General features: G+C 40.7%; 12 protein-coding genes. 3 read left to right on the top strand and 9 right to left on the bottom strand.

The annotated features are described in order from the left end of the window. The coding region (locus AB5935_RS08930; RefSeq protein ID WP_368327397.1) for an LrgB family protein at positions 1–245 on the bottom strand (245 nt) is incomplete at its 3' end. Next, positions 226–579: a CidA/LrgA family protein gene (locus tag AB5935_RS08925; protein ID WP_005840692.1), complete on the bottom strand. Its 354-nt coding sequence runs from the start codon at positions 577–579 to the stop codon at positions 226–228. The genes AB5935_RS08925 and AB5935_RS08930, both read right to left, overlap by 20 nt. Before the next feature lie 202 nt (positions 580–781). Here AB5935_RS08925 and pta point away from each other — a divergent pair, with 202 nt between their 5' ends. Together pta and AB5935_RS08915 are read left to right on the top strand one after the other, a co-directional pair. Then, a complete protein-coding gene (pta, locus tag AB5935_RS08920) occupies positions 782–1,795 on the top strand; it encodes a phosphate acetyltransferase (protein ID WP_007833044.1) in 1,014 nt (337 codons plus the stop codon). A 22-nt stretch (positions 1,796–1,817) separates the two neighbouring features. Next, complete coding sequence (locus tag AB5935_RS08915) at positions 1,818–3,014, top strand: acetate kinase (protein ID WP_007833042.1); 1,197 nt, start codon at positions 1,818–1,820, stop codon at positions 3,012–3,014. A 67-nt stretch (positions 3,015–3,081) separates the two neighbouring features. Here AB5935_RS08915 and AB5935_RS08910 read toward each other — a convergent pair whose 3' ends face one another. The 5 genes from AB5935_RS08910 to efp all read right to left on the bottom strand — a co-directional run bounded on the left by AB5935_RS08910 (position 3,082) and on the right by efp (position 6,757). Further along, the gene (locus tag AB5935_RS08910) at positions 3,082–3,849 is read right to left on the bottom strand and encodes a UDP-2,3-diacylglucosamine diphosphatase (RefSeq protein WP_007833040.1); all 768 of its coding nucleotides are present in this window, start codon (positions 3,847–3,849) and stop codon (positions 3,082–3,084) included. A 131-nt stretch (positions 3,850–3,980) separates the two neighbouring features. After that, positions 3,981–4,301, bottom strand: a complete 321-nt coding sequence (locus AB5935_RS08905; protein ID WP_005840684.1) for an iron-sulfur cluster assembly protein — start codon at positions 4,299–4,301, stop codon at positions 3,981–3,983. A 36-nt stretch (positions 4,302–4,337) separates the two neighbouring features. Continuing rightward, a complete protein-coding gene (radC, locus tag AB5935_RS08900) occupies positions 4,338–5,027 on the bottom strand; it encodes a RadC family protein (RefSeq protein WP_007833038.1) in 690 nt (229 codons plus the stop codon). A 72-nt stretch (positions 5,028–5,099) separates the two neighbouring features. After that, positions 5,100–6,089, bottom strand: a complete 990-nt coding sequence (locus AB5935_RS08895; protein WP_007833036.1) for a glycosyltransferase — start codon at positions 6,087–6,089, stop codon at positions 5,100–5,102. Between the two features lie 101 nt (positions 6,090–6,190). Further along, positions 6,191–6,757, bottom strand: a complete 567-nt coding sequence (gene efp / locus AB5935_RS08890; protein WP_007833032.1) for an elongation factor P — start codon at positions 6,755–6,757, stop codon at positions 6,191–6,193. Between the two features lie 202 nt (positions 6,758–6,959). Here efp and rpmH point away from each other — a divergent pair, with 202 nt between their 5' ends. Then, a complete protein-coding gene (gene rpmH / locus AB5935_RS08885; protein WP_005840676.1) occupies positions 6,960–7,115 on the top strand; it encodes a 50S ribosomal protein L34 in 156 nt (51 codons plus the stop codon). A gap of 174 nt (positions 7,116–7,289) precedes the next feature. Here rpmH and AB5935_RS08880 read toward each other — a convergent pair whose 3' ends face one another. Continuing rightward, positions 7,290–8,525: an anaerobic sulfatase-maturation protein gene (locus AB5935_RS08880; protein ID WP_007833026.1), complete on the bottom strand. Its 1,236-nt coding sequence runs from the start codon at positions 8,523–8,525 to the stop codon at positions 7,290–7,292. A gap of 193 nt (positions 8,526–8,718) precedes the next feature. Further along, positions 8,719–9,864: a porin gene (locus tag AB5935_RS08875; RefSeq protein WP_038611618.1), complete on the bottom strand. Its 1,146-nt coding sequence runs from the start codon at positions 9,862–9,864 to the stop codon at positions 8,719–8,721. Between the last annotated feature and the right edge of the window lie 188 nt (positions 9,865–10,052).

Raw genomic sequence — 10,052 nt, 5'->3', positions numbered from 1 at the left:
TTATCTGCAAATTCAGTAATGAGAGGACGTGTAAACGCAATAAGGACGTTCAAGGGCTTAGTTGCGGATTTGAGGTATATTTCATAACTGATGCCGGTAAATTTCAAAAACAGAATCAACACGGCAATGGTAAGCAGAATCGGGTTTAACACTACCCATCCAGTCTTTTTCTGCAAGACACGTGACAAAAAAAACACCCCGAAGGTGAATGCCAGCAAAAAGAACTTATTTTCTAAATATTCCATTTGATTTTCTAACTAATTGGTGAACCCATCCTGTTACGACCAGTACCAAAACCGTACTGACCACTGTCGCAATTACTATCGGCCAAAACTGTGCTTCAATGACATCAAAATAAAGCATCAGTGCCACACCGGGCGGAACGAAGAAAAAGCCCAGATTAGCAACCAAGAAATCGGACAGCCCCTGCACCCATTGCAGTTTTATCCAACCCAATTTGAGAAAAAGGGTGAGCAACAGCATTCCTATAATGCTGGACGGAAGCTTGATACCCGTCAAAAAAACAATCAATTCACCCAAAGCCAAACAGCCAAATAATATGGCGCACTGACGAATCATACCTTATAAATTTATTAAATACTTATTGAAAACTGCGCAAAGTTAAGGAAACATCCCGTTTGGTGTTCAATAACATACACTTTTAGCATACTTTAAACCAAAAATAATATTGATTTTGCAATGTAGATATTGCAAAATTAGCTAATTTTGCATCGTGAAAAACAACACTCGTCTTTAGAACGTACATAATTAATATATTATCATGGATTTAATTTCTCAAATCGTTGAGCGCGCGAAAGCAAACAAACAGCGCATTGTTCTTCCGGAAGGAACTGAAGAACGTACTTTAAAAGCTGCCAACCAAATATTGACAGACGGTGTTGCCGACCTAATTTTATTGGGAAACCCCGATGAAATCATGAGCCTGGCTAAACAATGGGGGTTAGGGAATATCGGTAAAGCCACTATTATTGATCCCACAGACCACCCGAAGAAAGAAGAGTATGCACAATTGCTGTGTGAACTCCGCAAGAAAAAAGGTATGACCATCGAAGAGGCCCGTAAACTGGTTGTCGATCCGCTGTATCTAGGATGTCTCATTATCAAGGCTGATGATGCCGACGGACAGTTGGCCGGCGCACGCAACACAACAGGTAACGTACTTCGTCCCGCTTTACAGATTATCAAGACTACTCCGGGTATCACTTGCGTATCCGGTGCCATGCTGTTGCTGACTCATGCTCCCGAATACGGAAATAACGGTGTAATTGTAATGGGTGACGTTGCTGTAACCCCGGTACCGGATGCCAACCAACTGGCTCAAATTGCAGTTTGTACCGCTCAGACCGCCAAAGCTGTTGCCGGAATTGATCCTCGCGTAGCTATGTTAAGTTTCTCAACCAAGGGTTCTGCCAAACATGAAGTGGTAGATAAAGTGGTGGAAGCTTTGGCAATCGCTAAGGAAATGGCTCCCGATTTGAAGATTGACGGTGAACTGCAAGCTGATGCAGCTTTGGTTCCGCACATCGGTGCAAGCAAAGCCCCGGGATCAGAAATCGCAGGTAAGGCAAACGTACTGGTTGTTCCTTGTCTGGAAGTAGGTAATATTTCTTATAAATTAGTAGAACGTCTGGGACACGCTACCGCTATCGGCCCGATCCTGCAAGGTATCGCTCGTCCGGTGAATGACCTGTCACGCGGCTGCTCTATCGACGATGTTTATAAGATGATTGCCATTACTGCCAATCAGGCTATTGCCGCTAAAGAAAACAAATAATCATTCTCCAAACAACAACATCATGAAAATATTAGTGCTTAATTGCGGTAGTTCTTCTATTAAATATAAATTATTTGATATGACTACCAAAGAAGTCCTGGCACAGGGCGGTATAGAAAAAATCGGTTTGGTAGGCTCTTTCCTGAAACTGACTTTGCCTAACGGTGAAAAGAAAATATTAGAAAAAGACATCCCAGAACATACCGCAGGTATCGAGTTCATTCTGAATACATTGGTGAGCCCGGAATATGGCGCAATCAAGTCATTGGATGAAATCAACGCAGTAGGTCACCGTATGGTACATGGCGGAGAACGTTTCAGCGAATCTGTATTGCTGAATAAAGAAGTACTGGATGCTTTTATCGCTTGCAACGATTTAGCTCCGCTTCATAACCCGGCTAACCTGAAAGGTGTGAATGCTGTTTCTGCCATTCTGCCCAACGTTCCCCAAGTAGGTGTATTTGATACGGCATTCCATCAAACAATGCCCGACTATGCATATATGTATGCCATTCCATACGAACTGTATGAAAAATACGGTGTGCGCCGTTATGGCTTCCATGGAACTTCTCATCGCTATGTTTCACAACGTGTATGCGAATTCCTTGGCGTTGATCCGAAAGGAAAGAAAATTATCACTTGCCACATCGGTAACGGTGGTTCCATTTCAGCTATCAAAGATGGTAAATGTATAGACACCAGTATGGGGCTGACCCCATTGGAAGGTCTTGTAATGGGAACTCGTAGTGGTGACATCGATGCAGGCGCCGTTACTTTCATCATGGAAAAAGAAGGATTAAATGCAACCGGCATATCCAACTTACTAAACAAGAAGAGTGGTGTATTAGGCGTTTCAGGAGTATCCAGCGATATGCGCGAACTGGAAGCCGCTGTTGCTGCCGGAAATCCGAAAGCTATTTTGGCTGAAAAGATGTATTTCTACCGCATCAAGAAATATATTGGTGCATACGCTGCCGCTCTAGGTGGTGTAGACATCATCCTGTTCACTGGTGGTGTAGGTGAAAATCAAGCCAATTGCCGTTCTGAAGTTTGTGAAGGTTTGGAATTCATGGGTGTGAAGATTGACCTTGAAAAGAACAAGGTTCGTGGAGAAGAAGCTATTATTTCTGCCGATGACTCCAAAGTGACAGTAGCTGTTATCCCAACTGATGAAGAGCTGATGATTGCCAGCGATACTCTGGCTATTCTGAATAAGTAATTTTATTGTTTGGTTAAATATATAAATTATAGAAGGCTGCTACGCGTGATGCATAGTAGCCTTTTTTTTAGGAATATTGACTTTCTCCCTCAACATACTGCTCAAGGAACATATTTTCACCATCAAATACAGCATACGAAAAATCTTGTATCCAGTCACCAAGAATCAACATACGTGAAGTACGGCTCAGCATCAAGTCTAGCATAATGTGGCGATGACCATAAATAAAATAATTGATATCCGGATGGTCTTTAAGGTAATTTTTAGTAAACAATACCAACGGTTCCTTGTCCTCTCCCATATACTCGGGTTCCTTACCACCTTCACGCTTCAGACGGCTATGCTTGGCCCATTCCAAGCCAAGTTCTATGCTCCAACGGGGATGTATGGTAGAAAACAGTGTTCGCAAAGTGGTACTATGAAACATGGAACGCAACAATTTGAACTTGGCATCTTTATCTCCCAATCCGTCACCATGTGCCAAGAAAAACTCCTTCCCATAAATCTCACAGGTCAACGGCTGACGATGAATAGTCACCCCGCACTCTTTTTCCAAGTAATCACCACACCAGATGTCATGATTACCGATAAAGAAATGCACCTCCACTCCCAAATCGGTCAACTCGGAAATCTTCCCCAAGAAACGAGTATAGCCTTTCGGCACTACCAGTTTGAACTCGTACCAAAAGTCGAATATATCTCCCAACAGGTACACTGCTGCAGCATTATGTTTTATACTATCCAGAAAATTCACCAAACGGCGCTCCTGTGTCCGCCCGTGTGCTATGGCACGAGAACCTAAATGTGCATCGGAAAGGAAATATACGTTCTTCATAATCTTACTAAATTAAATACCTCATAAATTAAAAAATCGAGAATAGAGAATTAAAAAACAACACCTTGTCCAATAACTTAGACATATTGGCAATTCTTATTCCCCAATTTTAATTCTCAACTTTCAATTTATTAGAGGAAACCCAATTCCAATTTAGCTTCTTCACTCATCATATCTTTATCCCATTCGGGTTCAAAAACCAAGTTCACGACCGATGAAGTAACTCCTTCCACAGAGTCGACTTTCTGACGGACATCCTCCATAATAAAATCTGCAGCAGGACAATTGGGAGCAGTCAACGTCATATCTAACACTACTTCTCCATCATCTTGCAAATCAATCTTATATATCAAGCCTAAATCGTATATATTCACCGGAATCTCGGGATCATATACGGTTTTCAACATGGCTATAATCTTCTCTTCTGTTTTTAAACGGGTATCTGCATCCATATCTCTCGTTGTTTTAATTGCAAATTTAATGATTTTCTACATTCTTCCTTCATCAGCATAGCTATAAAATTTGCCATCCGTTAAAATAACATGATCTATCAGTCTTATGTTCATTACTTTTGCCGCCTTGTCAAGATGTTCCGTCAACCGATCATCCTCTGTACTAGGTCGCATACTGCCGGAAGGATGGTTGTGACAAAGTGCCATGGCAACGGCCCGTTTCAACAATGCTTCCCTCAATACACAACGGACATCCACCGCTGTAGAGGCCAGTCCTCCGGAACTTATCTTTATACGGTCAATTACTTTGGAAGCCTGGTTCAACAACAATACCCAACATTCCTCTATAGGCAAATCACACATCAACGGATAAAAATATTGATAAACATCACGGGAGCTGAGAATGACCTTACGTTCTTTTCCCTCTTCCTCCTTTCGGCGCTTTCCCAATTCGGAAGCCGCCAAAATGGTGATAGCTTTGGCAGGACCTATCCCTTTATAGTGACACAGCTCATCTACAGTCGTTTTGCCCAATTCATTCAAACTATTATGATAATCACTCAACACTTTACGCATTAACTCCACTGCAGAATCCTCCGTATTTCCCGAACCTATCAGAATAGCAAGCAATTCAGCATCCGAAAGTGTCCCCACTCCATGCAACATCATCTTTTCACGAGGACGATCTTCTTCCGCCCATTGGTTTATGGTTAGTTTTTCTGCCATCTTTCTTTATTTTCCCCACCATAAAGATACATAAAAAGTCCATCACTTTAAACACCTCTTTATGGTAAAATTCTATTTATAAAAATTCTTCTCAAATGCGGCAAATTCGTTTTTCCCCAACACACAGCGTTTCCACCAGGCCCTCAGGAAACCTGTTCCATAGCCAATCAACTGAATAAAAGAAGCAAGGATGGATAATAATCCTATTTTGAAACTTTTATTTCGCAATGTGGAATCTACACAAATGATAAGAGCAAAAAGCAGCAGCAAAGACAAACTCCAGCTACAAACCAACGAATATAACAACAGGAATACAATTCCTATAGTAAAAAGTGCCGGTAACAAATGTACAACTTTCAATGATTTAGGATACTTTTTATACAGATTGATACGGGCAATACCCGAATTGTGCACTTGCTTGAAAAACTTCTTCAAATCGGTACGACGCTTGTGCCACACCCATGCTTCAGGGAACAACCGACAAGCATATCCCCCTTGAAAGATACGGATACTGAAATCAATATCTTCTCCAAAACGCATCTTAGAAAATCCTCCCAACGCTTTATATACCTCAGCCCGTACCCCCATATTAAAACTACGGGGATAGAATTTATCCATTTTTTTCTTCCCTCCACGGATACCTCCGGTAGTAAAAAACGAAGTCATGGCATAATTTATCGCTTTCTGTATATTGGTAAACGAATCATGAGCACGGTCAGGACCACCAAAAGCATCCGCCTTCTGCTGTTGAAGCTCTGACTCGACAGCCGCCAAATACCCTTCAGGCAAAATACAATCAGAATCCAATATGATAAGATATTCTCCATGCCCCCGTTCCGCTCCATAATTGCGGGTCTGCCCGGGACCGGAATTGGATTTGAAATAATAACATATATCCAACCGGTCAGCGTAATTATCTACCACTTCCTTGCACGGAACAGATGAACCATCCTCCACTACCAGGACTTCAAAATTCTTATTTGTCTGCCTTGTAAGACTGTTCAATAACTCATCCACCTCTTCAGGACGATTATAAACCGGTATAATAAAAGAATATCTCATTGCTTTATTTTGATTTTATCCATCACAGAGAAGTACAAAGAAACATAAAAAAGGCGGAGCTTGCAACAAGTTCCGCCTTTTTATATGCATATATAAATAGATTATGCCTTCACACGGCCTACATATGAACCGTCACGAGTATCGATTTCAATCGTTTCACCTTCATTGATGAATAAAGGAACACGCACAATAGCACCCGATTCCACTGTAGCAGGTTTCAACGTATTGGTAGCCGTATCCCCCTTCAGGCCCGGTTCAGTATAAGTTATCTTCATCTGCACTTTTACCGGAACATCAGCAAATAATACTGTTTCTGTAGAAGCATCAGAAACCACATCCACCACCATTCCTTCCAGCAGGAAGTCTACTCCGTTAATCAAGTCATGAGCAATAGGAATCTGGTCGAATGTTTCCTGATTCATAAAAATATAGTCTGCACCTTCCATATACAAATATTGGTGCGGGCGACGTTCCACACGTACATCTTCCAATTTTTCACCGATGTTGAAACGACGTTCCAAAACGTAACCATTAACCACATCTTTCAATTTAGTACGCATGAATGTGTTACCTTTTCCCGGTTTTACATGCAGGAAGTCAATACAGAAATACAATTTACCGTCCATACGGATAGCTGTTCCGATTTTAATGTCTTGAGCATTAATCATACTTTTCTTTGCTTATATTTGATTATTATTTCAGATTATATTCACTTACAGCTGTGATTTCGAGTGCAAAAGTAATGTAAATCAAGAAAAAACGCAAAAAGAAATCACTAAAAATGAGTTATCTCTTTGTTTATTTCAAAAAAGTCACTAATTTTGCAGCCCGTTACTCATGGTGAATAATAACATAAAATAAGTATATACAATGAAAAGAACGTTCCAACCCTCTAACAGAAAGAGAAAAAACAAACACGGATTCCGTGAAAGAATGGCAACTGCTAACGGTCGTCGCGTATTGGCCAGCCGTCGTGCAAAAGGCCGTAAGAAATTAACTGTATCTGATGAATACAACGGAAAATAATTCATCTGACCGGAAAAAACAAAAGGAGTGAAGTCGCAGAGACTTTGCTCCTTTTATTTTTTCTGACTAAACCAAACAGCCATGAAAAAGTAACTTAAATGACCAAATAAGTCAACTGAAACAACTAGGTAAGTTGACTTGCTTGTCCCATACAGTCGGCTTACTGAAAACAGTCTATTTATTTCTCCTTTCTCTCGCCCACTCCATCACATTAGCCGGAGCGCGTTCCGCCAGATATTCCTTCTTCATAAAATCCATATAGGGTGCTACGTGGTCAAAGAATTGATAATATCCCTTACACAAGTAATTCAATCCTGGTTCACCGTCTTTACTTAACATGAAACGATTCTTCGGACATTCCCCATGACAGGCAAACTCATAAGAACAGTTCAAGCACTGCTGTGGCAGACTATTGTGCTTCATCGCACCAAAAGTTTCCTGTTCTTTACTATACATCATCTCCACCAAAGTCTTCTGATAAATATTTCCCAATTTATACTCAGGAAAGACAAAATGATCGCAAGCATACACATCACCGTTGAATTCCATCACAGCTGCATGTCCACAATATTTAGCTAATGAACAAATTCCTGGCTGCTGTCCCACCCAATTGGCCAACGTAGAATCAAACAACTGAATATAGTAATTACCCACATCATTCAGCACCCATTCGTCGAAAATGGTACAAAGGAAATTCCCCCACTGCTCAGGAGTAATGGAGAAAGAAGCCAGTTCACCGTCTTTTTGCTTTAATGAAGAAAGCCGAAGACCGTCTGCACGGTTAGACAGTCGCTCGACAATGGGAGTAAACTGTATATAATGGCAATCAAGCTCGTCACGAAAGAAACGATAGAAGTCTAACGGATAATCTGCATTATAGTCATTGACCACTGCCATGGCATTCCATTCCACTCCATGCTTTTTCAACAGGTTAATCCCTTTCATTACCTTATAGAAAGAAGGTTGCCCCATCTTATTCTTCCGGTATTCATCGTGAAATTCCTGAGGACCGTCTATAGAAATGCCTACCAAAAAATTATTCTCACGGAAGAATTCACACCATTCATCTGTCAGCAATGTGCCATTTGTCTGAATGCAATTATCAATGGTTCTACCACCTGCATATTTTTTCTGAAGTTCCAAAGCTTTCTTATAAAAAACTAAAGGACGCATCAAAGTTTCTCCCCCATGCCAGGTAAACAAAACTTGCGGCATGGTTTGCGACTGAATATATTCTTTAATAAATTTCTCCAGTAATTCATCGCTCATCACATGACGCGGCTGTTCCTCATACAACTTGGATTTTTCCAAATAGTAACAATAATCACAGGCCAGATTACAAACCGCACCTACAGGTTTGGTCATTATATATAGCGGCTTTGCAAAAGGAGTTATGGTTGCTTCTTTCATTTGTTTTTCATTTAATTCCTAGTATAAAGAATACAAAGATAAAGCTATTTTTCAATATTCGTTCTTACAGTAACAGGTTTATGCTACCCTCTACCTCCAAAAGGACATTCTTCTTGCCACCCAATCTGTTTCAAATATAAGAGTTCCACCTTGCTTCAAACTCTTGAAACAAAATGAAACTCTGACCCTCTATTTAAAATATCACTTGAAAACGTGTCTGAAACGCACTTAATGACTGATTTTCAAATCCCACTCTATCCGTTATCTTAGTATAAGAGTACCGGAATCTCCATATCATATACTTATTGATATAATAATTGACAGTAAAAGAGACATCGTTCAAACGCCCGCCATAAATATGGGACCGGGTATCCGACATATCAGTATAGTTATATCCGAATACGCATTCCAACGAACCAGAGTCCGGAGTGGCAATACCACAATCCGTATGTGAATATCTATAATTACCACCTATCAGCAAACCTCTCAGTATTCCATACATACCACTCGCTTTATAATTCTTAAAATCCTTTTTCCGATTCACTTGAAGATAATAATATTGTGCTTCCAATGCCACAGAACCATATCCTGCTATCATCTCCGGTGTAAATTTTATCAGGTTCTTTGCATCCGGAATCAAGGCATTCACAGCTCTGACTTTTGCAATACGCGTCGGGAAATTAGCCCCCAAGTCAAAGCTAGTATGGTTAAGTGTAGGTTCGCTATTGTATCTAGGTGTTTCGTAAGCACCGGAAATACCCAACTGAAACAATCTCCCTGTATCATGTAAAGGACGATAGACCAAGCGGCTCATAGCACCATAACCCATTTTACCCAATTCATTGGATTTCTTCTTAAGAGCCTCGCTCTCCACATGAACACTAGCTGTACCGAAAAAATCATTTTTGTCATACACAAACATAGCTCCCATCAGCCGGCTGTTGAAAAAAGCCTCATTACTTGCCGGCTCCTCCATGGTTACTTTCATAGACGAACTAGTAGAACTTTGAAGCCCGAACTGATGTACAAAATTCCCTACACGTAATAACGCATGTGAGGAAAATTGTCTTTCTACAAATATGTCTTTTAAACTGACCTTTCCATACGCATAGCCTATATCCACTTTCGCTTTATATTTTCCATAGGTTGCTTTTACACCTATCCGGGCATCAGGAATCGCTACACCATCTACAAAGTTTTTATTATCTGAATGAAACAAGCCTCCATCCATTAAGATTCGTCCCGTAGGACGTATTTGCAAGACTGATTGTTCCTGTGCATTTACCTGTACGGAGAGCAATATCAGGAGAAAGACTCCTAATGATACAAGATTTTTCATAATATACAGTTTTAATGGTAACCATCTAAGTGCCTTGTCAATCGGTCTCTGATTTTTGTCATACTGAGGGCAGTGAAGAATCTGTAAGGCCACACAATGAAAGCAATCAACCAGATTCTTCCTCCCATCAGCACCCGGTCAATAGCCATGCTTTTAGGATTAGCAAAAACGCTTGTCCGGTTCATCTA

Source organism: Phocaeicola sp. RTP21198st1_B8_RTP21198_201120, assembly GCF_040929485.1.
In the GTDB taxonomy this organism is placed as follows: Bacteria; Bacteroidota; Bacteroidia; order Bacteroidales; family Bacteroidaceae; genus Phocaeicola; species Phocaeicola dorei.
Note: the sequence above shows the minus strand (reverse complement) of the source record. Positions and strands in the feature narration are given on the sequence as shown.

Coding starts and splice junctions, on each gene's coding strand:
- pta (WP_007833044.1), top strand. CDS start 782: ATGGATTTAATTTCTCAAATCGTTGAGCGCGCGAAAGCAAACAAACAG.
- AB5935_RS08905 (WP_005840684.1), bottom strand. CDS start 4,301: ATGGATGCAGATACCCGTTTAAAAACAGAAGAGAAGATTATAGCCATG.
- AB5935_RS08875 (WP_038611618.1), bottom strand. CDS start 9,864: ATGAAAAATCTTGTATCATTAGGAGTCTTTCTCCTGATATTGCTCTCC.
- AB5935_RS08895 (WP_007833036.1), bottom strand. CDS start 6,089: ATGAGATATTCTTTTATTATACCGGTTTATAATCGTCCTGAAGAGGTG.
- AB5935_RS08925 (WP_005840692.1), bottom strand. CDS start 579: ATGATTCGTCAGTGCGCCATATTATTTGGCTGTTTGGCTTTGGGTGAA.
- rpmH (WP_005840676.1), top strand. CDS start 6,960: ATGAAAAGAACGTTCCAACCCTCTAACAGAAAGAGAAAAAACAAACAC.
- AB5935_RS08915 (WP_007833042.1), top strand. CDS start 1,818: ATGAAAATATTAGTGCTTAATTGCGGTAGTTCTTCTATTAAATATAAA.
- efp (WP_007833032.1), bottom strand. CDS start 6,757: ATGATTAATGCTCAAGACATTAAAATCGGAACAGCTATCCGTATGGAC.
- radC (WP_007833038.1), bottom strand. CDS start 5,027: ATGGCAGAAAAACTAACCATAAACCAATGGGCGGAAGAAGATCGTCCT.
- AB5935_RS08880 (WP_007833026.1), bottom strand. CDS start 8,525: ATGAAAGAAGCAACCATAACTCCTTTTGCAAAGCCGCTATATATAATG.
- AB5935_RS08910 (WP_007833040.1), bottom strand. CDS start 3,849: ATGAAGAACGTATATTTCCTTTCCGATGCACATTTAGGTTCTCGTGCC.